Genomic DNA, 21865 nt, shown 5'->3' with positions numbered 1-21865 from the left:
TTAGCTGAAACCAAAACAAAAGAATAGACCGTAAGCGGCCTATCCCTTTGTTCATCTTCTGGTGTGAACCTATTCCATTGAAATTCCTTTTTCATCAAAGTATTTCTTTGCACCAGGGTGTAATTCGATTCCCATACCTTTAAGGCCGTCTTCCGCCTTAATCAACTTACCTTTAGCGTGGGTGATTTGATCTGTGTTTTCAAAAATGGCTTTTGTTACATCATAAATGACATCTTCTGAAATATCAGCGTTTGTCACTAACATGGCACGAACTGCCACGGTTGTCACGGCATCGTCCACTTTACTGTACGTTCCTGCAGGGATTTCATCTTCAGAATAGTAAGGGTACTTCTCAATCAACTCGTTGACTTTGTCTGACTCGACAGGTACGATCGCGATGTCTTCTGTCGCAGCCAATCCTTCGACCGCTCCAGTCGGAGTACCAGACGTGATGAACGCCGCATCGATTGTACCATCCTGAATACCAGTAGTTGAATCATCGAATGATAGGTTACGAGCTTCTAAGTCTTCCAGTTTGATTCCGTGTACTTCCAGGATCTGAGTTGCATTCAATAGTGTACCTGAACCGGCTTCACCAACTGAAACGACTTTCCCTTTAAGGTCTTCCACTGATTTGATACCAGAATCCTTCGTTGTAACGATTTGGATTGTTTCTGGATAAAGAGTCGCGATACCTCTTGCGTTCTCCACCTTGTTATCCTTGAACATTTCCGTTCCTTCAGAAGCATAAGAAGCAATATCCGTTTGTGTAAAAGCGATTTCAGTTTTGCCGTCTTTCACAGCGGCCATATTCTCAGCAGATGCACCTGAAGTGGATGCTGAGGACTTGATTCCTGTTTCATCCTCGATAATCTTAGCGAATGTTCCGCCTAACGGGTAATATGTACCCCCTGTTCCACCTGTAGCAATACCAATGAAGTCAACCTCTTTGTTTCCTTCACCATCAGATGATGAACCTCCACCTGATCCGCCGCCGCAAGCAGCAAGAATGACAGATAGAACTAGAAGTAGTGCAGTGCTTAGAAATAAACTGCGTTTTTTCATATTCTAATTCCCCCTATTAAATTTTATACGTTAACGAAATAATTGTAACACAGCCTGTAACAATCTTGTCAAATCAAATACATAAAGTTTTAACATTTTTCATAAAAACCCTTCTAGAATCATTCCCCAGTCAGCCGAAACCCTTACCCGGGGCTAAGGCAAAGAGCACGGAAATGCATAGGGAATGTATAAAGCGTTTCCATTTAATGCAACTTCTTTTCTTCTGAGACGTAAATTTGTCCTCACAAAAAGGACTGATGATGTATGAGCATCCATCAGTCCCTTCTGTTATATATCAGGTGTTTGTTTCAGCCGATCAATTCCTCGTCCTCAAACTTCAGCTTATCTTCTTCAGAAATATTTTCTTCCAGGTCCCTTTGAGTATGAGCAATCCTTGAAGATGCATTGGCAGCGATGCTCGCTACAATATCATCCAAAAAGGTATGTACACCATTCCCTTTTTTCGTATCCAACTCCCTGATGATACCGATTTTATTCTTATCCAGATGACCGAACGTCGTAACGGCAATGCTTCCATATCCCAAGGCTGCTCCCAGTGCAATGGTCTCGTCAACTCCAAACAGTCCTTCATCCATTTCGACAATTGATTGAAGGGGCTCTGAAAGTCTTTTCTCCTCCGCAAGCTGATCCAATTCGACTCCTACCAGAATGGCATGCTGAATCTCTCTTTTTAACAACACTTTTTTCACGCTATCAATGCAATCTTCCATATGGAGATCAGTATTATATGGATACTGCATTTCATAGACGATATCGGCTATATCCTCTATGGAAACACCACGATCCTTAAGCCTTTTTAATGCAGCTTTGGTCACATCTTTTGAATGAACAGGTTTATTCATATTAAATCCCCTCTCTATACAAACACTTTCCTATTAAAATTATAACACTTTTTTGAATATTCGTATCGGAATTCGCTTTCGGGTATTATGTAAGAGATTATGATACAATCTTCCTGTAAACGTTAACACTGATTATAGGAGGCTATCGTCATGACAACCGCAAGAGGAAACGTAACCGAATTAACCCTCTTTAGTAAAGAACTGAATGAGGAGATGAAGATGCTTGTTTATTTGCCTGCAACATTCTCTCCTCTTTATAAATATTCCCTGCTCATCGCTCAGGATGGGAAAGATTACTTCCAACTGGGAAGGATCCCGCGACTCGCGGATGAACTGCTTTCAAACAGGGAAATTGAAAATATGATCATTGTGGGGGTACCGTATAAAGACGTTGAGGATCGAAGAAGGAAATACCACCCCCATGGTGAGGAAAATGATGCTTATATCCGCTTTCTGGCACATGAATTGGTTCCTTATTTAGATGAGCATTATCCGACCTATCATATGGGTATGGGGCGTGCCCTTGTTGGAGATTCATTGGGAGCAACGGTGTCGCTTATGACCGCATTGAAATACCCTCATACATTTGGCAAGGTTCTCCTTCAATCACCTTTTGTCGATGAGAAAGTACTGGATGCAGTGGAAGGGTTCACACAGCCTCATCTTCTAAGCATCTACCACATCATAGGCCAAGGGGAAACCGAAGTGAAGACGACTGACGGGAAGATAAAGGACTTTTTACAACCCAACAGACAGCTTCATGAATTATTCGACAGCAAAGGGTTCTCTTCTTTCTACGATGAATTCGACGGAGATCATACATGGAAGTATTGGCAGCCAGATTTAAAACGCGCTGTCAAAATGATGTTCAGCTGATCAGGATGACTTTCTAGCCGGCGAGGGGACAACCCTTGCCGCCTATGAACGTCAACACTCTGGAATCACATCATTCCTCTTTCGTTCGCCCTATATTAAATTTTTGAAAAATTTGCTATACTGTACTTATTACAATGATAGTTAAATAGAGGAGGATTGAAGAAAATGAATTATGGTATAGTCATTTTCCCATCGAAAAAGCTACAAGATATCGCGAACTCTTACAGGAAACGCTATGATCCTCATTATGCATTGGTCCCGCCACATTTGACATTAAAAAACGTCTTTAGCGCAGATGATGATCAAATCAAAGATATTGCCGGGAAACTTTCCGCGATTTCAAAAAAATACGATCCATTCAATTTAAAAGTGTATAAAGTAAGCTCCTTTCAACCTGTGAATAACGTCATTTATTTCAAAGTTGAGTCTAAGCCTGAACTGCAAGGGTTGCACGATGATATGCATAATCAGAATTTCATGGGTGACGAGCCGGAATTCGCTTTCGTTCCTCATATCACCATTGCCCAGAAACTTTCAAATGATGAGCATTCGGACATCTTTGGATCACTGAGCATGCTTGGAATCGATCATGAAGAAACAATCGACCGATTTCACTTGTTGTATCAGTTAGAAAATGGCTCCTGGACCGTTTACGAAACATTCCGATTAGGAAAGGAAGAATAACGTGAACGTTGTAGTTGCTAACACAGAAGAACAGATCCAAGATGTTTTTACTATTAGAAAAACCGTTTTTGTAGAAGAGCAGCAGGTTCCCCTTGAAGAAGAGATTGATGAACATGAGAATGACTCCATTCACTTCATTTTATATGAACAAAACAACGCTGTCGGTGCCGGCCGATTCCGTATTCTAGACGGGATGGGCAAAGTAGAAAGAATCTGCGTCCTGAAAAACATGAGGGGAAAAGGTGCAGGTCGTGAACTGATGCTCGGTATTGAAGAATATGCAAAGAATCAGCCATTATCACAATTGAAATTAAACGCTCAAACCTACGCTATCCCTTTTTATGAAGGATTGGGCTATGAAGTTACATCCGATGAATTCCTTGACGCAGGCATCCCTCATAAAACAATGAGCAAACATATTTAAAAGAACATGAAATCTGGTTTCTGAACCAGATTTCATGTTCTTTTTTATTTCTTTCTTCGTATATTCAGAACTGCTCTCGTCGATAATGGAGAAGTGTATGGAAAGGGGGAGAATCCATGGAAATCAAATCTATAGCCATTGAATTGATCGTTGGATATTTCGCATTGCTCATCTTGACAAAAATCCTGGGAAAAACACAAATCACTCAAATATCAGCTTTTGATTTCATTTCCGCTTTAATTCTTGGGGAACTAGTTGGGAACTCCCTCTATGACGGGGAAACAACCGTGTTTCAAATTCTTGCTGCCATCTCGATATGGGGTAGTTTGATCTTCATTACGGAATACTTCACTCAGAAATCAAGGCGTTTTCGACATATGCTTGAAGGAACTCCATCATTAATCATTAATAAAGGCAAAATAAATTATAATGAACTGAAGAAGAATCATCTGGATTTGAATCAGCTTCAGCATTTACTCCGGGCAAAGGATGTATTCGCTGTTAGAGAATGTGAATATGCCCTTTTGGAATCAGATGGCACGTTGAGCGTCATTCGGAAGCCTCTTTATGACATGGTACAACGTCAGGATCTTCAACTACCCATCCAGTCGGCCACCCTCCCCCTTTCATTGATCGTCGATGGGGAAATTGTTTATGATAATTTGACCCTTGCCGGGCAAGAAGAAGCTTGGTTGATGAATGAATTAAAAAAACAAGGCTTCCCCTCCTCCAAGGACGTCCTTTACGCCGAATGGGAGGATGGAAAAACCTTATTGGTTCAAGGGTATTAAAGTGGATTGATCATGAGTTCATTTTTTTCGATTGAAAATGACAGAAGTTTCTTGCGTTCAAGGCTTGTAAGATAGGCTGTCACCGATGTTCTGAACAGTAGCCACTGCCCCACATTCGCTACGTAGATGCCGACGAGGTCCAAATATCTTCTAAAGATTCGGTCGAATGTCTCTCCGTTTGGACTTTCATTTACCAAGGCTAATAGAGAGTTCAATCTTTCTTCGTGAAGATCCATATTTTCCTTCACCGTTTTAGTTAAATTCTCTTCGAAGCTTCCATGCCCGGGGATCGCTCCTTCACATGAGATGTGAAGGAGTTTTTCTAATGAATCCAATGTTTGGTCCGCATCTACAATAAAGGGGATCACGTGCTTCTTTAACGTTTCACTTCCAAAATAACTATCTGCTGCATATAAAATACCCTCGACCAGAAGTCCAGCCTGACTATACGAATGCCCCGGTAAGTCAATGACATCAAAGGTGAACGGACCAATGGTGTTCTTTCCAGCCATGAGCTCCCCTTCCACCTCTACTGCCTGTCCTTCTAGGAATTTATTGCGTAAATCTTGTATAGGAACCGCACCATTGAATAAATAAATGGGTTCCAAAATAGGATTCTCCATTATTGCTTTTTCCAATTTAGGGGCATACACTGGTATGCTGTACTTTTTCTTAAGATGACAGGCACCTCCGAAATGATCGGCATGGGCATGGGTGATCACACAATAATCAAGAGGATGTCCTTCATCCTCCAATATCCTGATCACCTTCTTCATGGATGAATCATCCAATCCGCTGTCGATCAAAAGCCCCTTTCCCCCTTTCATACAATAACCGATATTAACGGCACCGGTAAATGCAAAGCAATGTTCTGTGAATTTCTGAAGTTTCACGATCATACCTCCAAAGAATCGGTTCCCTAAACATATTCGTTAATGTGATTCCCTTTTCCTGTTAGTTTAGCCAATAAACTTGAAGGGATGGGTGCTTTGAAAGTTGGCTGGTATGAATTTTCATGTTGATTTGAATGATGGTCTCCATAACGGGTTTCTGTTGCTTCAGGGTTGGTTTGTGATTTGTTTTTCAGTGGTTTGATGGGCTGTATGGGGAAAAAGCTGAACGGGTGTTTATCAACTTTCATATCTCTTTCCTGATATTGTTTATACTGATAGTGAGGAATTGGCGCAATGTATCCCATTGTTATGACCTCCTTGGTTTTATGTACCCAATTTGGGATTTTGAGAAACGTGTGGACGCATAACTTCAAAGCCACACATGAGTTCCGATCAAAAAGAAAGAAGAATTAACATAAAATACGTGAGTTCACGTTTCTTTATGTCCATTCTTCTTATCTTTGTGAGGATTATTTTATTTCTTTCCCTTGTTTAACATATTGGAAATTGTGCTGAAGTCCAATTGCTTTCCGTCGTTGACGATCGATTGGACAATTTTATCTTCCATTTCCTTGTTCACAGGTTTATTTGCAATTTTAGATACACGCTTGATGACGCTTCTGACCGTTGCTTCATCTTTAAAGTTCGCATTTTGTAATGAGTTAGCAAGCTCCAACACTTCGTTCATGTTAACGCCTGTCTTCTTCTCTAAATTCTTAAAAAAGTTATTATTCATTTTCATCACGCCTCCTTTTAACTATAAGCATCTTATGTCAAAAACCCAGGAGCGTGAATTTAAAATGAAATAATATCCTTTCGGACAAAACAAAAAGACAAAATCCATTCAACTTAAGGATTCTGCCTTTTGTACCCCTTTCTAACAGAAGCTAGCTCCAACGATAATCAAGAGAATGAAAAGCACAACGATCAATACAAATGTCGAACCATAACCGCCGCCGCCATATCCACAGCCACCGTATCCATATCCATACATATAATTTCACCTCTCTTTTACCTTTAGTCTCTTATAACATATGTACAAAGTGAGGATAACGTATGGGCTATTGGATATTTTATTGTGTGTTTGTCCAATCATACAGATCAAAGGTCAGGTTGCCTTCAGAATCTAACTGTGCCAGAAAGATGGACTCTATCTTCAGTTTCCTTTTTGATAATTCTTTCACTAACCATGGCAGGGGGAATCCTACTTCGGACAGCGCTTTTTGATCGACTTTTCCATCTGTAATTACAGCTTGTGGTGGGGTGGATTTTTGTGATATTCCAAATACATCTTCTCGAACAAGAGGCTGTTTTTCTTTTTTCAATAAGACACTTAAATCCCCATTTGTATCAAGTGATGCAAATTCTACATCGGCTGCCCTGAACACGTCTTTTTTCCTTAATTGTTCCAAAAGTTCATCTACAGAATATTTTTCTTTTTTTAATGCCTTTTCATCGATATTTCCATCCTTTATGAATACAGCCGGCTTCCCTTCAGCAAATCTTCTAAAGCGGATGCTCTTCAGGGATAGGTAGGAAAACAGCAGGGGAAAAGCAAACCATAATAATATACTCATCAACCCTTCACTTAAGGGCAGGTTCAAGTCCATTGAGAGCGTTCCGGCAATGCTTCCCACTGTGATTCCTGTGATATATTCAAAAAAGGATAATTTAGATAGCTGCTTCTTGCCTAACAATTTGGTGATGGCAAACAAGGAAAGCAGGATAAAAATACTGCGTAATGCCACCTGTAAGTATTCAGGCATCTATTCTCACCTCAATCATCCCTTTGGTTTAAACAAAAGCGCTCCAATGAATCCGAATATGATAGCAGAAGAAATCCCTGAGCTTGTGACTTCGAACATACCAGTAAGTACCCCGACAAGCCCATGTTCCTGTGATTCCTGCATGGCCCCATTTACAAGTGCATTCCCGAAGCTCGTAATCGGAATGGTCGCTCCCGCCCCGGCAAAATCAATCAAAGGCTCGTAAAGTCCCAACCCTGAGAGGATGGCGCCTGAAACAACGAGCAGACTTAACGTGTGAGCCGGGGTTAATTTCGCTACATCAAACAGTAATTGACCGATTACACAGATGATACCGCCTATCGTAAAAGCCCAAAAAAACATCGCTAACACTTTGTAACCTCCTTTAAAAGCCCTACAAATATTCGATCGAAACCGCATGAGCAATACAAGGGATCGATTCGCCCTGCTGAAATGTCAGGGGTGATAATAATGCTCCTGTCGCTATGACCAGGATACGTTTATAGGTACCTTTCTTCATTTCATTCAATAAATGACCGTAAAGGACGGTAGCCGAACACCCAGGCCCGCTTGCCCCTGATTGGACCGGCTGGTTTTCCCCGTATATCAGCATCCCGCAATCTTGAAATTGCTGGTCGCTTAGCATGTAGCCTTTTTGCTTCAGCATTTCAAGAGCTGTTTGCCTCCCGATTTTCGCCAGATCCCCTGTAATGATGAGATCGTAATAGGAGGGATCTCTGTCCAGATCCTGAAAATGACCTGCTATCGTGTCCACTGCTGCAGGTGCCATCGCCCCTCCCATGTTGAATGGGTCTTTCAAACCCATATCCATGACTTTACCGATGGTGGCAGACGTAACCCTTGGAGTAGGAATGGTGACCAATGCACCCTCGCCGACCACGGCATAACCCGCTCCCGTTACGGTCCACTGTGCTGTAGGCGGCTTCTGTCCACCATACTCGGTAGGATAGCGAAACTGCTTCTCGGTTGCTGAATTGTGACTGGATGCTCCAGTGACCACGTGATGAGCTCCATGATAATTAACTAAAAATGCTGAAAGAGCGAGGCCTTCCATGGAAGTTGAACACGCTCCGAACAAACCGAAATATGGAATACCATTTGTTCTTGCAGCAAAGCTTGAAGGAGTGATTTGATTGATCAGGTCCCCAGTCAAGAAAAATTGAATATCACTCTTTTGAAGAGATTGTTTCTCCAAGGCAATCTGAACAGCATCCTCAATGAGAGTTCGATTGGCTTTTTCGTATGTGTCCTGCCCCATCCAAGTATCATCATAAAACTGGTCAAAATCTGCAGTAAGATTCCCCTTCTTTTCAAAAGGACCGCCGACAACCCCTGTTGAAAGGATTGCCGGATTTGATGAGAACACCCATGACCTTTTACCTTTCAGCATCAGATCACCCCCAATTGTATTAATATCGTTTTGATCAAGGCAACGACAAAGGCTGAGAACACTCCAAAGACAATGACTGAACCGGCCAGTTTAAAGATATTTCCTCCAACTCCGAGGACGAGGCCTTCTGTTCGATGCTCAATCGCTGCAGAAATCACGGCGTTCCCGAATCCAGTTACTGGTACCGCACTGCCTGCGCCGCCAAATTGCCCGATATGGTCATAAACGCCGAAGCCCGTCAGAAGCATGGCCAAAAACACCATTGTAGCAACCGTAGGATTTCCTGCTGTCTGCTCTGTGAAATTAAAAAAATAAATATACACATACGTGATTGCCTGTCCGATCAAACAGATGAAGCCTCCGACAAAGAATGCTTTTAATACATTTTTAAGGAGGGGCCGCTTCGTTTCATATTGTTTTTCTAACTGCTCATACTTCTTCTGTTCAGGTGTTTTAGGTGTTTTCCCCACAAACATCCCTCCTATTACGTTTTTTCTTTCTGAAGCTTCACGATTTCCTGAAACCTGGTTTCGGCATCCTTCTTTGAAATCGAGCCGATTTTTAGCTTTTCCTTTAAGCGGATGGTTTCGAGGAAGATTTTATAATCACTGGATAAAATGAAATCTTCCTTAGGATATTTATCTTCCAGATAGTGATCCATTTTCTTTTCGATCTTTTTCATTTTAAATCGGTGAAGATGTTTTACTTTGTATACAACCAGCGTTTCTTCTTTTCCCTGGATGACAGCCACATCATAGAGTTCCTCCATTTTGGAAATTTCCCTTTTAATGGCATGACCGTAGCTGTCAGTTTCAGGATTATCCACTAATTCGATCGGCGGCGGATTGGTTTTTTTCATAAGAGCTATCTTGCTGTCGCTTCCATCTTCTTTATTAGCGCATCCGATCAACACACATAAAGCAAGTGGAATGATGATTGAATTCTTGTTCATGCTATATCCCTCATTTTTTTGTACTCACCCATTATTTTTTTCATAAAGTCATTTTTTATGAAAAAAAGACTGCCCAGTTTGAGCAGTCTTAGCTTTTTTTCACTTTCGATCCACAACCGCATCCTTTTTTCTTAGTGGATGAGTTTCCTTGTTTCTTCGTATTTCCAGAGGTTTTCTTCACTTTTCATTTCCTCCTTTACCCTGTTTCCCTTTTCAGTATATGTGAAGAAACCCTAGCTTGTTTCCACTAATTACCTACGTCTTCAATCAGTTTTCCAACTTTGGACGGCCGCTTCTAAAATAGCCGCAACCCCGGCTACAGCTAAAAGGGTGATGAGAGGGTTGAAATACAATGGAAAGAAGAAAAACCCACCATATAGAAAGCAGGATGCCCAAATTCCGGTACACCAGTAACAGGATAATAACTCTCCTATAAAACCCTTTAAGCCACCTTTTTTAGGTGTAAGATAAATGGCTTCCTCACCGTTCTCTTCCACTTCAATAGATTCATCAAAGAATGGCGCTCTTAGAAACTCCGTAATCTTATCCAATACAATCAGATGGGTCAGTCGAAAGACGGCTAAACCAAGGGCAATCAACTCCACTAAAGTCAGCTGCAATGAAAAAACTCCCTTCACATTTCAAATTATCCAAGCCCAAATTTCCAAAAGAGGGCAGATGTCCGTTACCTAATTGCCTACATGACAATATGTTAGTAATGTAAATGAAATTCATTTTAAGGAGGAACTTCTATATGGGTTGCGGAAGAGATAAAGACAAAAGTTCAAAAGATCGTGGTTGCGTATGTCAAGCCGTCCGTGCTATAAAAGATATCCAAGACGAAGCAAATCAAGAGTGTAACGATTGTAAAAACGATTGTTTCCTTGAGCCACTTGGTTCAATGGTGAGTCCTACTAACCGTTTGAATACTCGTATCTTCAAATTGTATCTTAAAAACGGTGAGACTTTTAAAGCGCATATCAAAGGATGCCCTTGGAAATCACCATTTTTCCGGGTGAAAGAAGTATTCGATAACTGCTGTGCGACTCTTCAAGTGCTGAAGCCTGACTATGCAGATACGACTGGTTCTAAATCAGGTTCAAGATCAGGTTCTGGTTCTGAAATGGAAACCATGGGCAACAACACTGAATGGATATTTACAGGAGAATGTATTACAGTTGACCTGGATTGCTTCTGTGCCATTCAATGTATCAAAGACGTACACGTATTCTTGGAATGCGAAGACTGATCCTTTAAAGTCTAGATAAAAAGCCAGCCGGGTATCCCGCCTGGCTCTTTTTTTTATTGAAGGCCGATCATTTTAATGGATACAACCTCATTCTTTTTCATTTTCACTTCTTCACCTTGAAAGCTCTTTACAGTTATAGTATCACCATCATCATTGAGCATGACACCCTTGACTGATATCCGACCATTTGAGAATTCACAAGGAAAAGGTACCTTTCCGTAGATGCTCTCCGAAATGTAGTCTATTTTTTCTTCGATCGACAGCTCTCGGAAAGGTTTCAATTTCCTAAAAGTAGCGGCCGCCGTTTTGCGTTCGGGAGGTTGAGGAATCGATTTTACCGCTTCGACTTTAGCTCCTTCCACCTGATCTTCATGGTGAATATATAATTGCTCGTCAAAGTATTTCTCTTCCTGTCTCTCTTGTCTCTCGGATGCTTCCAGCTGTTCAGTGGCTGATGAAATCTGGTTCTCAGGTTGAGTTTTGGTCTGCGGCTTCTTGGGTGAACGGTAAGTCACCTGCATATTGCCTTTCACCTCATCTAATCTTGGCTGGTTAATATATAGCAAAGGTTCCTTCCCCGCTTTTTTCTCTGTTCTCACTAAGACACCTCCTAATTGTTCTCCACTTTTATATGTATGCAAAAGGCGCCCAGGGGTTTCGTTATTACCTAAAAATCCTCACGAATTCACAACGTTAATGATGAATAAATGAGGAAGTGCCTTCTGATTTGACTGAAGAATAAAAAAAGGACCAGGAAAGTAAATTCCCCAGCCCTTTAAATATGCTATTAACCTAACACGTGATACCCAGAATCCACGTGTAGATTCTCCCCGGTGATCCCCCTAGAGTAATCACTGAACAGGAACACTGCCGTATCCCCGACTTCTTCCTGAGTCGTATTACGGCGAAGTGGAGCACGCTCTTCTATTTCTTTCAAAATACTGTTGAAGTCTCCCACACCTTTCGCTGACAGCGTACGGATCGGGCCGGCAGAAATGGCATTTACACGGATACCATGTTTCCCAAGATCACTCGCAAGATATTTCACACTTGCTTCAAGAGAAGCTTTCGCTACACCCATCACGTTATAGTTTTGCATGACCCTCTCTCCACCAAGGTACGTCATGCTGACGATGCTTCCACCCTCTGTCATAAGGTCCTTCGCCACTTTGGCCACCGCCGTCAGGGAGTAAGAGCTGATATTGTGAGCAAGCAGGAAGCCGTCTCTTGTCGTATTCATATAATCTCCTGCAAGTTCTTCTTTGTTTGCGAACGCGATACAGTGGGCCAGACCATGAATGACACCCACTTCCTCCTTGATTGTCGCAAAGCATTTTTCAATATCTGCATCACTTGTCACATCACATGGCAGCACAAGTGAATCTTCTCCGCCTTCAAGTGTTTCTGCAAGGTCCCTGACACCCTTCTCAAAACGCTCACCTGCATATGTAAAGATTAAACGTGCACCGGATTGGTGCAAAGAACGGGCGATTCCCCAAGCGATACTGCGCTTATTTGCAACTCCCATTACCACATATGTTTTTCCTTTTAATGAAAGAGTCATTATTATCCTCCTAATTAATACATGTTATTAGTACCTACTACTAATTCTAACTCAAACCCGTTAAAAAGAAAAGAAGATTCCTATCCTATTCTCTTTTTCACATCTTCAATTTGTTGCAAATGTCTTTGTTCATGTTTACCGAGTAGCTCAAGAACCTGCCAGATCGGCATCTTCCCGAAGCGATGATGATTCATCGATTGGCGATCTAATCCCTCTTTTGTATAGTTCATTAGAAATTGGGTCGTGAGGGATCGTGACTCATCAAGTTCTTTCAATAAATCTTCCCTGCTTTGTTTATTGGTAGAGGGCTCGATCGGTGCTTTTAATTTTTGTGCCGGGTCATCAAATACGGATAAATCAACATCCGTTTCGCTCCTGCCCGAATGACTTTCAGCTGAATCCAGTGCCAAGGTCAAAAAGCGTGTTTCTGCGCCGGCCAAATGAAGAACAATCTGTGCGATGCTCCATTCCTCTGGCGAAGGTTTTTCATTCAGTTTTGCAAATGATAATCCTTCGAGGCTTTCCCTTACCTTTTCCCTGATTTCCATAATTCTCTTTTCCCACATCATTCATTCCTCCTTATTATTCCTTATATTACTATTAGGTGATGTAAGTAAAAACTCCTCTGTAAAATAAAACTTCCCAAGAAAATATTCTCTTGGGAAGTGGATTATGCATTAGCAGTATTCACAGAATTCTAATTCTCGTTTAAGTTCATCCACATACTCTTTGCTGCCTGTGACAATGAGGCGGTCGTTCATGTGAAGTTCGGTATCCCCGTGGGGAACGATGGAATCTTTTCCTCTGAAGATACGGACAAAGATGACATCTCCCGTGAATGGGAACTTCCTGAGCGTCATGCCCTCAAACTGACTGTTTAACATTCGGATTTCGTATAGGGATGTTTCCTGGTTTGTCAGGATGCTCATGACGGACGGTGATTCGATGAGAGCCCGCAACAAAGCTTTTGTTGATAAGAATACGGAGTAAACCTCAATATCCTGCTCACGTAGACTTTCATGCAGATCAGGGCTTTCCACCCTTACAATCACCCGGTTTACACCATACTCTTTAGCCGTCACTGCAAGTGTTGCGTTCAATTCTTCATCACCTGTGGAAATCACAAGGATATCTGATTCGAAGATATTCTTTTCTTCAAGCGTACCCAGTTCATAATCATCAATTTCATTGATGGTGAACAGGGAATCGGCGATGCTTCGATCCGATTTATCCTGTTTCGTGTGGTACAGGACAGGCTCATACAGAGATGACTGAAGTTCCCTTGATACGGGCATCGTTAACTGATTGGCTCCAAGGAACGTAATCTTCAGCTTCTTCTCTTTTGCACTTTCCCTCGGGAAAAGCTTCTTGAAGATGATCGGTGTAATGATACATGTGATCACGGCGACCAGGATAAGTGTCCCACTCATTTGAGCAGTAATGATTTCGATTCTTTCTGCGATTTTCGCTGCTGCAATCACCAATGATAAGGTTGAGGTAAGCAAAAATGCGGAAGCAATCGTAGTTTTTGTATCATACCAATACCTCAATAAGTAGACAGGGATGATCTTCGAAACAAGGAATGCCAGTACCAATAACGGAATCAGTAACAGCATCTTCTTATCACTAAGCAGGGACCCAAGATCCAGCTCCACCCCGATCATCACGAAGAAAATCGGAATTAAGAATCCATATCCAAAGGAATCAAGCTTATGGACCATTTCCTGATTTGGTGCAAGCAAGGATACAAGCACACCTGCTAAAAACGCTCCCAGGATGTTTTCCGCTCCCACCGTTTCAGAAACCGCCACAAGCAGCATGATTAGTGTAAAGACTGCCCGTGTACCGATTTGAACGGTCCCTGTCGATAAACTTTTAATGAAGGTGTTGTTCTTCAATCTCTTCGCAAGGAAGTACAACATCAACCCGACACCGAAGAGAATCAGAAGAAGCCACATATTCCCGTGCCCTTCCCCGTAAAGTGACACGAACACAGCAAGCAGGATCATCGTTACGAGGTCTGCAATGACTGCTACGAGTAAAATGATCTGCCCAATGGCACTTTTCATGATATGGGCTTCTTTAAGCGTCGGAACGACAACACCAAGTGAAATCGTCGAAATGATCAACGTCATAAGGAATGCATTATCAATGAGTCCGAATAGGACAAATAGATAAGACAGTCCAAGTGATACAAAGAAAATACCGATAAAAATGATGATAGCCAATTTTAGTCGATTTGGTTCTTCTTTTCCATTAGGTAACATTTCTTTTTTCTTTTTCCTGCCTGAAAATGCGGTAAAATCAATTTCAAGACCGCTTAAGAACATGAGGAAGATAAACCCCAGGGTAGACAAGGTTTCCAACCACATATCTTGATGGACGAGATTAAAACCGCTCTTTCCTATAACCAATCCCATAATGATCTCTGCGATGACAACCGGGATAAAATTCAATTTGAATCGATGTAGCAATATGGGAGTTAAAAAAGCTACCAGAATAACGATGACAAGCGATGAAACGGATGCATGTTGTTCCATTCATTCCTCCCCCTCTTCTCTCTATATTAGGTAATTCATAAACATTGTCGCTAATCCAAAATAAATTAAAATGCTTATTATATCATTGATCGTCGTAATAAAAGGACCGGAAGCGACGGCCGGGTCCACTTTTAGCTTGTGCATAAGAAGGGGTACTAATGTACCTGCAAGTGTCGCAACGAATAAAGAGATCAATACGGATACCCCAACGAGGATCCCAAGGAAGAATTCACCCTTCCACACATACACAACAATACTGACTACAATTCCGCAAGTCGTACCTGTAATAAGCCCGGTACCCGCTTCACGAATGACAAGGGACATCTTGTTTTCCTTTTCAAGGTCCCCAGTCGCAATCCCACGAACGGCGACTGCCAGTGCCTGAGTCCCCGTATTTCCAGCCATACCGGCTATCAATGGGATGAACACGGCAAGAATGGCCACTTTATCCAACGTATCTTCAAACCGTCCGATGAGGCTTGCTGTAAACATACCGAGGAATAATAAGGCGATCAGCCAAGGAAGACGCTTTTTGGCAGCATTTATAGGGCTTCGGTCAATGGAATCCAAATCGGCGATACCCGCAAGTTTGGAGTAATCGTCGGATGCCTCTTCTTCCATAACGTCCATGATATCATCAACTGTTATGATTCCTAGAAGATGCTGTTGAAAATCAACAACAGGCAGGGCAAGGAAGTCATAATCCTTCATTTGCCGTGCGACTGCTTCCTGATCTTCACTGACCCCCACAGACATGACACGACCACTCATAATTTCCCCGATCATGACATCATCGTGGCTGATGATCAAATCTCTAAGGGAAATGACCCCTACTAGCTTTTTATCATCATCCACTACATAGATATAGTAAATCGTTTCAGCATTAGGTGCTTCATTTTTCAATATATACATGGCTGAACGGACTGTTTGATTTTTCGAGATGGCCACGAACTCAGTGGTCATGATACTTCCTGCTGTGTACTCTTCATAGTGGAGTAATTCTTTTATTTCTTTCGCTGATTCATCATCCATGATCGTCAAATAACTGACAACCTGATCTTTATCCAGCTCATTCAATACATCAACCGCGTCATCGGCATACATATTGGAAAGCATTTCAGCCGCATATGTAGGATTCATCTCAGCTAAAATATCCTGATAGTCCTCTTCATCAATATCAAGGCTTTCAAAAAGCTCTGCCATTTCTTCCGGTGAAAGATAATGGTATAAACGATTTCTTAAATCTTCATCTATTTTAGAGAAAAATTTCGCTTGATCATAAGAGTGTAACTGCACAAATTCTGAACGGAAAAGATCCAGATCTTCGTCTTGAAGGGCTCTAATGAGTAGGTCTTCATCATACATCTCTCTTTCCTGCTTATCCCTATCTCTATCTCTTTCTTGATCTTGGGTAATTTCAGACATCATATAACCCTCCTTCATAACTATATGGTCGTAATAATACTAGCAAATCTCGAGACGATTGTCTCTCAAGAAATAATAACCATGTATGTATTCCTTCCATTTATCATGTCATACTATCTATTGAGTGACGAAACTCAGAATATGTATACTGAAACATTAATATGTCATAAAATACGGGAAAAGAAAAGAAAAAAGGCATCAAAGGAAGTGGGATAGAGATGAAGATTGATATCATCGGTGATATTCATGGTTGTTATGAAGAGTTTCGGGCTTTGACCAAAAAGCTTGGATATGTCTGGACCACCGGCCTTCCTGTTCATCCGGAAGGGAGGAATCTTGGCTTCGTGGGTGACCTTACTGACCGTGGACACCATTCACTTCAAACGATATCCACAGTCTACAAATTACTTCAGACAGGATCAGCCTATTATGTCCCCGGTAACCATTGTAATAAACTGTACCGCTATTTCTTAGGCAACAACGTCAAGATCCTTCACGGCCTTGAAACTACCGTGGCGGAATTAAGTGCCCTGCCGCAAACGGAAAGGGATCAATACAGGAAAATGTTCCTGGAATTGTATAAGCGATCCCCATTGTATCATGTATTGGATGAGGGCAGACTGATCATAGCTCATGCCGGCATTAAGGAAGAATTAATCGGTAAGCAGAATGATCGTGTCAAAACGTTTGTCCTATACGGTGATATCACCGGGGAAAAGAATGAAGACGGTACACCTGTCAGGAAGGATTGGGCACGTGACTATAAAGGAGATGCCTGGATTGTGTACGGTCACACACCCGTGAAAGAAGCCCGTATGGTGAACAAAACGGTTAATATTGATACAGGAGCTGTGTTCGGTGGAAAGCTTACCGCTTTAAGATACCCCGAAATCGAGGTAGTGAGTGTAGCTTCTGACATGCCTTTGGTGGTGGAGAAATTCAGGGACTTAGATTGAAACATTCATAAAAAAAGAGATCCTATCAGTCAATCTGAAAAGGATCTCTTTTTTTCATTATCAAGCACCGCCCTCATATCAAAAGGCATAGGGACCAAAAAGGTCATCCAGGTTTTCTCAACAGGATGAAAAAAGTGTAAACTTCTGCAATGAAGAGCCTGTCTTCCCATCAGCATTAAACCCCCACCATATAAATCATCTCCAACCAGGGGGTGTCCGATCGATGACATATGGACCCGGATTTGATGGGTTCTGCCGGTTTCGGGTCTTAACTCGATGTGGGCAAAATCACGGAACTGTTCTTCCACCCTGTAATGGGTCAAGGCATACTGACCGTCTGCTCTCACTTCTCTTTCAATGATACTGTCTGATTTCCGTCCGATCGGCTCTTCAATCATTCCAAATCCGTTCATCACACCTTCAGCAAGGGCTTCATAGGTCCTTTTGATTTCCCTGCCCTTCTGCTGAAGGCTGAAAAGATGATGAACGTGCCGGTGCTTTGCAACTAAAACAAGTCCCGATGTGTCTTTATCCAATCGGGTAACGATATGTACCGTTGATGAAATACCCTTTTGAACAAACAAACCTAAGATGGCATTTGCCAAGCTTCCTGTCGGTTCATCTTTAGTTGGAATGGTCTTCATTCCCGAAGGCTTATCAACGACGAGGACATCATTGTCTTCATAAACAATTGACAAAGGTATTTCTTCCGCGACTAACGCTTGACTCGGCTTCTCTTCTGGAAATCGCACTTCAAGTATATCCCCAGTTGATAAGGAGTAACGCACATTCTCTTCATTCCCATTGACAGTGATGCTTCCTCCATCAAACTTGACTGCTGTCAGGGTCCGCTTTGAAATCTGCTGATCGATAAGAAACTCTCTCATCAACTTTCCTTCATAGTCTGAAGGAATTGTCCATTGGAGCGTATAATTCTTCATCTTACCATTAGCCATTATTCATCCGCTACAAACGAATCATGCACCCGTTTCCAGAATGGGAAAGGACGGAAGCGGGCAAAACGAATCTTCTCATCCGCGACACGATACTGAATGCTCTTTACATCTTTATGAAGAAGTGAAAGGTGATCGATTGTCACGAGGAAATCCGGCCCATTCACGGGCTTTAACATGCATGTATGATGCGCTGGTAAAATAAGAGGTGATCCGATGGTTCGGAAAACCCGATTATTAATCGACGCCATTTCAGCGAATTGGATGGCGGGTAAAGACGGGTGTATGATCGCACCTCCAAGAGCCTTATTATAAGCTGTACTGCCTGATGGAGTCGAAAGACAAAGACCATCTCCCCTGAATCGTTCAAAATGCTGCCCTCTGATTTCCACATCCATGACAAGGGTTCCTTCGACGCTCTTGACGGTCGACTCATTCAAAGCAAGATAGCGTGTTTCCTTTCCGCCATGCTGATAACGGATGATCGTTTCCAGCAGCGGGTATTCAATGATCTGATAGGGAGTCTTAGCAATTGCAATGACGAGTTTCTCGATCTCCTCGGGCACCCAGTCGGCATAAAAGCCGAGGTGACCCGTATGTACACCGACAAAAGCCGTTTTATCAAGCCTCGATCTGTAACGGTGGAATGCATAGAGAAGCGTGCCATCCCCACCGACGGAAATGACAATATCCGGTTGATCATCATCATAAATTAAGTTGAAATCCTGTAGATAGGTTCTCATTTTATGCATTAACGTATTGGATTTTGAATCACCTTTTGATGTAATCGCGAACTTCATTCGTTTACCCCCTTCTTGTCATGATTGTTTTGCTTCAGAATTTCCCCTACGCTGATCCTTCTCCTTTTTGTTCGTGAAAATGACTTGTGCTTCCTGAATCTCCTCCCGAATCAAGCTCATTTCCTCATCCAGCCTAAAGGCGGCTTCAGCAGCCCGTTGGATCCGGAGACGCACTTGTTCAGGAATTTGACCACTATACTTATAGTTCAAAGAGTGCTCAATCGTCGCCCAGAAATTCATAGAAAGCGTCCTGATTTGAATTTCTACCAGGATGTTTTTTTCACCCTGGATGGTTTGGACGGGATAATCAATGACAACATGATAGGACCGATACCCGCTAGGTTTTTTGTGGGTTACGTAATCTCTTTCTTCAATGATTTTAAAGTCATTGCGGCTGCGTAGTTTTTCCACAACAATATGGATATCCTCAACGAATTGACACATCATTCTGAGTCCTGCTATATCCTGCATTTCTGTTTCAATATGAGATAGTTTGATTCCTTTTTGATTAGCTTTATCAAGAATACTTGCGATAGGCTTCACTCTGCCTGTCACAAACTCAATGGGAGAATGAGTATTATGAAGTTCATATTCTCCCCTCATCCCCTTAAGCTTAATCTTTAATTCATCAACCGCTTGCTTGTATGGAGCTAAAAATTGTTCCCAGTGATTCATTTCCCTCACCTCTCTTGCGCCTACTTTTCAAGAAATACGTTCTCTACCTTTTTAACCATTTCGTCACCGTAGTTCCCGTTTCCTTCTATATTACCTACAAGATAGTCAAGTTCTTCAACGAATCGATCTAATTCCAGGGAAGTATTTTCACTTTTCACCACCACTTCCGCGTTTTCATGGAGAGCCTTTTTCAATTCCGGCCAAATGGACTCTTCCAAATATAAGTAGACATATTCCTCTGCATTTTCCACTAAGTATACGAATGCATAGCGATCGGAGTCTGCTATGATTTGACCCGCTGCAGTTGTACCTTGAATAAGCTCCTCCTGATCAGTATGTAAGTGTAATGTACCGTTTTCATATGTTGTGTGTTGAATTTGAACAATTTTCCTCATGCGTTTCTTCATCCTTCCATTAAACAATCAGTATCATTTTAACATAAGACAACCATTTCATCTAAACATTGAAGTTCCCTATTATTAACGAGATAATAGAGTGAGATTGATAAGAAAGGATGCTTGTCATGTCACAGGAAATAGAAATAGAATTCAAGAATCTCCTTACTCTGGAGGAATTCACACGCTTAACAACATACTTTCAGATAGAAGAGGAGAACTTCATCACCCAGGACAACCATTATTTCGATACACCTGATTATGGATTAAAAGAGAAAAGATCCGCCCTCAGAATCCGGGAGAAAAGCGGAGTGTACACATTAACATTAAAAACCCCCTTAAAAGAAGATCTATTAGAAACGAACCAACCCCTATCAAAAAATCAAACACATTCTCTTTTGCAAGAGGGAATATTTCCCGAAGGAGAGGTCAAAGAAGCATTAAACACTCTTTCCATCTCACCTATTTCGTTAAAACACTTCGGGACACTATCAACCACTCGGGCTGAAATTGACTATCGGGATGGACTTCTTGTTTTCGATAAAAGCTCTTACTTACAAAAAGAGGATTACGAGCTCGAATATGAAGTGAAAGAGCGCACTTCAGGTGAAGCCATATTCCTTGACCTTCTGGAGCAGCACCAAATTCCATTCCGTGTGACAGAAAATAAAATACAACGTTTTTACACGGAAAAATTAAAACAAGATGAGTCTTGACCGATATACTACAAGAATATCAGTTTAAGCAATAAGGAGTCCTATACATGAATGTTCAAGCATTGAAAACGATGATGGAGCTACAAGCCCTGAACAGCTTAGGTTCAGTTTCTTCTATTAAAAATGGAACCGGTGGATCAAGTGATCTGTTTCAACAACTTTTAACTCAGGCCATTCATACAAACGTATCTCCAGTAAATACGCTGGGGGCAGTCAATGGGGTACTACAATCAAATCCAGCTTTATCCCTGACTACAAGCCTCCATCAGCTTTCGACTGTGAACAAGCCAAACTTAACAGCTCCTCAGGATATCGATGAGATCATCACCCGGGCATCTGATCACTATGGCCTCCCAAAAAAACTGATTCAATCGGTCATTAAACAGGAGTCCAATTTCAACCCGTCTGCCGTCAGCCCTGCAGGAGCCACTGGATTAATGCAGCTCATGCCGAGTACTGCCAGGGGCCTCGGAGTCACCAACATCTTTGATCCTGAAGAAAATGTATTTGCGGGCACCAAGTACTTAAAGCAAATGCTCGATAAATACAATGGAGATGTCCACCTTGCCCTGGCAGCTTATAACGCTGGGCCAGGAAACGTTGATAAATACAACGGCATCCCGCCGTTCAAAGAAACCACAGCATATGTAAAAAAAGTAACGGATCGTTATTTTGCTTAACATTTCTTAAGACGGACAAGACCGGTCTCCCTACCCGAGGCTGGTTTTGTCTTTTTTATTGGCTATTTTCATATACATTGTTGCTTTTAGATGTAGCGAGTGGCGGTTGATTTCCGCTACAGGTGCTCGCTTTCCGCGGGGCTGGCGGTGAGCCTCCTCGGCTGCGCCTGCGGGGTCTCACCTGTCC

The 21865-nt window shown here is 42.0% G+C and carries 29 protein-coding genes; 8 read left to right on the top strand and 21 right to left on the bottom strand.

The genetic code is table 11. The features are described from left to right. Nucleotides 1-69: 69 nt before the first annotated feature. Nucleotides 70-1065, bottom strand: coding sequence for a TAXI family TRAP transporter solute-binding subunit (locus tag KYJ26_RS20120; RefSeq protein ID WP_219169433.1), 996 nt, complete (start codon nt 1063-1065; stop codon nt 70-72). A 308-nt stretch (nt 1066-1373) separates the two neighbouring features. Next, nucleotides 1374-1928 carry a phosphatidylglycerophosphatase A family protein gene (locus KYJ26_RS20115; protein WP_219169431.1) on the bottom strand — a complete coding sequence of 185 codons (555 nt, stop codon included), beginning with the start codon at nt 1926-1928 and terminating at the stop codon, nt 1374-1376. Between the two features lie 150 nt (nt 1929-2078). Here KYJ26_RS20115 and KYJ26_RS20110 point away from each other — a divergent pair, with 150 nt between their 5' ends. From KYJ26_RS20110 to KYJ26_RS20095, 4 genes are all read left to right on the top strand, one after another. Then, entirely contained in the window at nt 2079-2804 is a 726-nt protein-coding gene (locus KYJ26_RS20110; protein ID WP_219169429.1) for an alpha/beta hydrolase, read from the top strand. A gap of 165 nt (nt 2805-2969) precedes the next feature. Then, entirely contained in the window at nt 2970-3488 is a 519-nt protein-coding gene (locus KYJ26_RS20105; protein WP_098352815.1) for a YjcG family protein, read from the top strand. 1 nt (nt 3489) lies between these two features. Beyond that, the gene (locus KYJ26_RS20100) at nt 3490-3912 is read left to right on the top strand and encodes a GNAT family N-acetyltransferase (RefSeq protein WP_219169427.1); all 423 of its coding nucleotides are present in this window, start codon (nt 3490-3492) and stop codon (nt 3910-3912) included. A gap of 116 nt (nt 3913-4028) precedes the next feature. Beyond that, nucleotides 4029-4703, top strand: a complete 675-nt coding sequence (locus KYJ26_RS20095) for a DUF421 domain-containing protein (protein WP_219169425.1) — start codon at nt 4029-4031, stop codon at nt 4701-4703. Here KYJ26_RS20095 and KYJ26_RS20090 read toward each other — a convergent pair. The 10 genes from KYJ26_RS20090 to KYJ26_RS20045 all read right to left on the bottom strand — a co-directional run bounded on the left by KYJ26_RS20090 (nt 4700) and on the right by KYJ26_RS20045 (nt 10345). After that, nucleotides 4700-5596: an MBL fold metallo-hydrolase gene (locus KYJ26_RS20090; protein ID WP_219169423.1), complete on the bottom strand. Its 897-nt coding sequence runs from the start codon at nt 5594-5596 to the stop codon at nt 4700-4702. The genes KYJ26_RS20095 and KYJ26_RS20090 overlap by 4 nt on opposite strands. A 26-nt stretch (nt 5597-5622) precedes the next feature. Beyond that, on the bottom strand, nt 5623-5901 hold the full coding sequence (locus KYJ26_RS20085; protein WP_219169421.1) for a hypothetical protein: 279 nt from the start codon (nt 5899-5901) through the stop codon (nt 5623-5625). A gap of 170 nt (nt 5902-6071) precedes the next feature. After that, nucleotides 6072-6332: a sporulation-specific transcription regulator SpoVIF gene (spoVIF, locus tag KYJ26_RS20080; protein ID WP_219169420.1), complete on the bottom strand. Its 261-nt coding sequence runs from the start codon at nt 6330-6332 to the stop codon at nt 6072-6074. A 141-nt stretch (nt 6333-6473) separates the two neighbouring features. Continuing rightward, nucleotides 6474-6590, bottom strand: coding sequence for a YjcZ family sporulation protein (locus tag KYJ26_RS20075; RefSeq protein WP_082051146.1), 117 nt, complete (start codon nt 6588-6590; stop codon nt 6474-6476). 79 nt (nt 6591-6669) lie between these two features. After that, nucleotides 6670-7362, bottom strand: a complete 693-nt coding sequence (locus tag KYJ26_RS20070) for a DUF421 domain-containing protein (RefSeq protein WP_219169418.1) — start codon at nt 7360-7362, stop codon at nt 6670-6672. A 15-nt stretch (nt 7363-7377) separates the two neighbouring features. Then, nucleotides 7378-7734, bottom strand: a complete 357-nt coding sequence (gene spoVAE / locus KYJ26_RS20065; RefSeq protein WP_219169416.1) for a stage V sporulation protein AE — start codon at nt 7732-7734, stop codon at nt 7378-7380. A gap of 22 nt (nt 7735-7756) precedes the next feature. After that, nucleotides 7757-8773: a stage V sporulation protein AD gene (gene spoVAD, locus KYJ26_RS20060; protein WP_219169414.1), complete on the bottom strand. Its 1017-nt coding sequence runs from the start codon at nt 8771-8773 to the stop codon at nt 7757-7759. Further along, the gene (spoVAC, locus tag KYJ26_RS20055; RefSeq protein WP_219169413.1) at nt 8773-9249 is read right to left on the bottom strand and encodes a stage V sporulation protein AC; all 477 of its coding nucleotides are present in this window, start codon (nt 9247-9249) and stop codon (nt 8773-8775) included. Before spoVAC ends, spoVAD begins: the two co-directional genes overlap by 1 nt. Nucleotides 9250-9257: 8 nt before the next feature. Further along, the gene (locus KYJ26_RS20050; protein ID WP_219169411.1) at nt 9258-9725 is read right to left on the bottom strand and encodes a sporulation protein; all 468 of its coding nucleotides are present in this window, start codon (nt 9723-9725) and stop codon (nt 9258-9260) included. Between the two features lie 263 nt (nt 9726-9988). Beyond that, nucleotides 9989-10345: a DUF1360 domain-containing protein gene (locus tag KYJ26_RS20045; RefSeq protein ID WP_219169410.1), complete on the bottom strand. Its 357-nt coding sequence runs from the start codon at nt 10343-10345 to the stop codon at nt 9989-9991. Between the two features lie 134 nt (nt 10346-10479). On the opposite strand from KYJ26_RS20045, the gene KYJ26_RS20040 reads away from it, so the two are divergent. Then, nucleotides 10480-10974 carry a CotY/CotZ family spore coat protein gene (locus tag KYJ26_RS20040; protein ID WP_219169409.1) on the top strand — a complete coding sequence of 165 codons (495 nt, stop codon included), beginning with the start codon at nt 10480-10482 and terminating at the stop codon, nt 10972-10974. A 53-nt stretch (nt 10975-11027) separates the two neighbouring features. Here KYJ26_RS20040 and KYJ26_RS20035 read toward each other — a convergent pair whose 3' ends face one another. The 5 genes from KYJ26_RS20035 to mgtE form a co-directional block, all read right to left on the bottom strand. Next, nucleotides 11028-11573 carry a CotO family spore coat protein gene (locus KYJ26_RS20035; RefSeq protein WP_219169407.1) on the bottom strand — a complete coding sequence of 182 codons (546 nt, stop codon included), beginning with the start codon at nt 11571-11573 and terminating at the stop codon, nt 11028-11030. Between the two features lie 188 nt (nt 11574-11761). Next, nucleotides 11762-12538, bottom strand: a complete 777-nt coding sequence (gene fabI, locus KYJ26_RS20030; protein WP_219169405.1) for an enoyl-ACP reductase FabI — start codon at nt 12536-12538, stop codon at nt 11762-11764. An 80-nt stretch (nt 12539-12618) separates the two neighbouring features. Then, nucleotides 12619-13107 carry a DinB family protein gene (locus KYJ26_RS20025; RefSeq protein ID WP_219169403.1) on the bottom strand — a complete coding sequence of 163 codons (489 nt, stop codon included), beginning with the start codon at nt 13105-13107 and terminating at the stop codon, nt 12619-12621. A gap of 108 nt (nt 13108-13215) precedes the next feature. Beyond that, nucleotides 13216-15078, bottom strand: coding sequence for a monovalent cation:proton antiporter family protein (locus tag KYJ26_RS20020; RefSeq protein WP_219169401.1), 1863 nt, complete (start codon nt 15076-15078; stop codon nt 13216-13218). A 21-nt stretch (nt 15079-15099) separates the two neighbouring features. Further along, a complete protein-coding gene (gene mgtE, locus KYJ26_RS20015) occupies nt 15100-16443 on the bottom strand; it encodes a magnesium transporter (RefSeq protein WP_257475156.1) in 1344 nt (447 codons plus the stop codon). 278 nt (nt 16444-16721) lie between these two features. Between mgtE and prpE the strand changes: the two genes are divergently transcribed. After that, on the top strand, nt 16722-17459 hold the full coding sequence (gene prpE, locus KYJ26_RS20010) for a bis(5'-nucleosyl)-tetraphosphatase PrpE (RefSeq protein WP_219169397.1): 738 nt from the start codon (nt 16722-16724) through the stop codon (nt 17457-17459). 29 nt (nt 17460-17488) lie between these two features. Here prpE and KYJ26_RS20005 read toward each other — a convergent pair whose 3' ends face one another. Genes KYJ26_RS20005 through KYJ26_RS19990 form a run of 4 tightly spaced genes read right to left on the bottom strand, consistent with a single transcriptional unit; the run spans nt 17489 to nt 20282 of the window. Beyond that, the gene (locus KYJ26_RS20005) at nt 17489-18415 is read right to left on the bottom strand and encodes an RluA family pseudouridine synthase (RefSeq protein ID WP_257475154.1); all 927 of its coding nucleotides are present in this window, start codon (nt 18413-18415) and stop codon (nt 17489-17491) included. Beyond that, nucleotides 18415-19212, bottom strand: coding sequence for an NAD kinase (locus KYJ26_RS20000; RefSeq protein WP_060670229.1), 798 nt, complete (start codon nt 19210-19212; stop codon nt 18415-18417). The genes KYJ26_RS20005 and KYJ26_RS20000 overlap by 1 nt, the downstream gene beginning before the upstream one ends. Before the next feature lie 18 nt (nt 19213-19230). Further along, nucleotides 19231-19887 (bottom strand): GTP diphosphokinase, encoded by a 657-nt coding sequence (gene yjbM, locus KYJ26_RS19995; protein ID WP_219169395.1) that lies wholly within the window; start codon nt 19885-19887, stop codon nt 19231-19233. 20 nt (nt 19888-19907) lie between these two features. Next, nucleotides 19908-20282: a UPF0738 family protein gene (locus KYJ26_RS19990; protein WP_219169393.1), complete on the bottom strand. Its 375-nt coding sequence runs from the start codon at nt 20280-20282 to the stop codon at nt 19908-19910. Nucleotides 20283-20410: 128 nt separating this feature from the next. On the opposite strand from KYJ26_RS19990, the gene KYJ26_RS19985 reads away from it, so the two are divergent. Further along, nucleotides 20411-20998, top strand: coding sequence for a CYTH domain-containing protein (locus KYJ26_RS19985; protein ID WP_219169391.1), 588 nt, complete (start codon nt 20411-20413; stop codon nt 20996-20998). Between the two features lie 47 nt (nt 20999-21045). Then, complete coding sequence (locus KYJ26_RS19980; RefSeq protein WP_219169389.1) at nt 21046-21678, top strand: lytic transglycosylase domain-containing protein; 633 nt, start codon at nt 21046-21048, stop codon at nt 21676-21678. Nucleotides 21679-21865: the final 187 nt, after the last annotated feature.

Origin of the sequence: Rossellomorea orangium, assembly GCF_019334305.1 — a bacterium.
In the GTDB taxonomy this organism is placed as follows: Bacteria; Bacillota; Bacilli; order Bacillales; family Bacillaceae_B; genus Rossellomorea.
Note: the sequence above shows the minus strand (reverse complement) of the source record. Positions and strands in the feature narration are given on the sequence as shown.

What these genes read in the sequence shown, in the direction of transcription:
- KYJ26_RS20120 (WP_219169433.1), bottom strand. Translation starts at nt 1,065, where the DNA reads ATGAAAAAACGCAGTTTATTTCTAAGCACTGCACTACTTCTAGTTCTA.
- KYJ26_RS20115 (WP_219169431.1), bottom strand. Translation starts at nt 1,928, where the DNA reads ATGAATAAACCTGTTCATTCAAAAGATGTGACCAAAGCTGCATTAAAA.
- KYJ26_RS20110 (WP_219169429.1), top strand. Translation starts at nt 2,079, where the DNA reads ATGACAACCGCAAGAGGAAACGTAACCGAATTAACCCTCTTTAGTAAA.
- KYJ26_RS20105 (WP_098352815.1), top strand. Translation starts at nt 2,970, where the DNA reads ATGAATTATGGTATAGTCATTTTCCCATCGAAAAAGCTACAAGATATC.
- KYJ26_RS20095 (WP_219169425.1), top strand. Translation starts at nt 4,029, where the DNA reads ATGGAAATCAAATCTATAGCCATTGAATTGATCGTTGGATATTTCGCA.
- KYJ26_RS20085 (WP_219169421.1), bottom strand. Translation starts at nt 5,901, where the DNA reads ATGGGATACATTGCGCCAATTCCTCACTATCAGTATAAACAATATCAG.
- spoVIF (WP_219169420.1), bottom strand. Translation starts at nt 6,332, where the DNA reads ATGAATAATAACTTTTTTAAGAATTTAGAGAAGAAGACAGGCGTTAAC.
- KYJ26_RS20075 (WP_082051146.1), bottom strand. Translation starts at nt 6,590, where the DNA reads ATGTATGGATATGGATACGGTGGCTGTGGATATGGCGGCGGCGGTTAT.
- KYJ26_RS20070 (WP_219169418.1), bottom strand. Translation starts at nt 7,362, where the DNA reads ATGCCTGAATACTTACAGGTGGCATTACGCAGTATTTTTATCCTGCTT.
- spoVAD (WP_219169414.1), bottom strand. Translation starts at nt 8,773, where the DNA reads ATGCTGAAAGGTAAAAGGTCATGGGTGTTCTCATCAAATCCGGCAATC.
- spoVAC (WP_219169413.1), bottom strand. Translation starts at nt 9,249, where the DNA reads ATGTTTGTGGGGAAAACACCTAAAACACCTGAACAGAAGAAGTATGAG.
- KYJ26_RS20050 (WP_219169411.1), bottom strand. Translation starts at nt 9,725, where the DNA reads ATGAACAAGAATTCAATCATCATTCCACTTGCTTTATGTGTGTTGATC.
- KYJ26_RS20040 (WP_219169409.1), top strand. Translation starts at nt 10,480, where the DNA reads ATGGGTTGCGGAAGAGATAAAGACAAAAGTTCAAAAGATCGTGGTTGC.
- fabI (WP_219169405.1), bottom strand. Translation starts at nt 12,538, where the DNA reads ATGACTCTTTCATTAAAAGGAAAAACATATGTGGTAATGGGAGTTGCA.
- KYJ26_RS20025 (WP_219169403.1), bottom strand. Translation starts at nt 13,107, where the DNA reads ATGATGTGGGAAAAGAGAATTATGGAAATCAGGGAAAAGGTAAGGGAA.
- KYJ26_RS20020 (WP_219169401.1), bottom strand. Translation starts at nt 15,078, where the DNA reads ATGGAACAACATGCATCCGTTTCATCGCTTGTCATCGTTATTCTGGTA.
- mgtE (WP_257475156.1), bottom strand. Translation starts at nt 16,443, where the DNA reads ATGTATGATGAAGACCTACTCATTAGAGCCCTTCAAGACGAAGATCTG.
- prpE (WP_219169397.1), top strand. Translation starts at nt 16,722, where the DNA reads ATGAAGATTGATATCATCGGTGATATTCATGGTTGTTATGAAGAGTTT.
- KYJ26_RS20005 (WP_257475154.1), bottom strand. Translation starts at nt 18,415, where the DNA reads ATGGCTAATGGTAAGATGAAGAATTATACGCTCCAATGGACAATTCCT.
- KYJ26_RS20000 (WP_060670229.1), bottom strand. Translation starts at nt 19,212, where the DNA reads ATGAAGTTCGCGATTACATCAAAAGGTGATTCAAAATCCAATACGTTA.
- yjbM (WP_219169395.1), bottom strand. Translation starts at nt 19,887, where the DNA reads ATGAATCACTGGGAACAATTTTTAGCTCCATACAAGCAAGCGGTTGAT.
- KYJ26_RS19990 (WP_219169393.1), bottom strand. Translation starts at nt 20,282, where the DNA reads ATGAGGAAAATTGTTCAAATTCAACACACAACATATGAAAACGGTACA.
- KYJ26_RS19985 (WP_219169391.1), top strand. Translation starts at nt 20,411, where the DNA reads ATGTCACAGGAAATAGAAATAGAATTCAAGAATCTCCTTACTCTGGAG.
- KYJ26_RS19980 (WP_219169389.1), top strand. Translation starts at nt 21,046, where the DNA reads ATGAATGTTCAAGCATTGAAAACGATGATGGAGCTACAAGCCCTGAAC.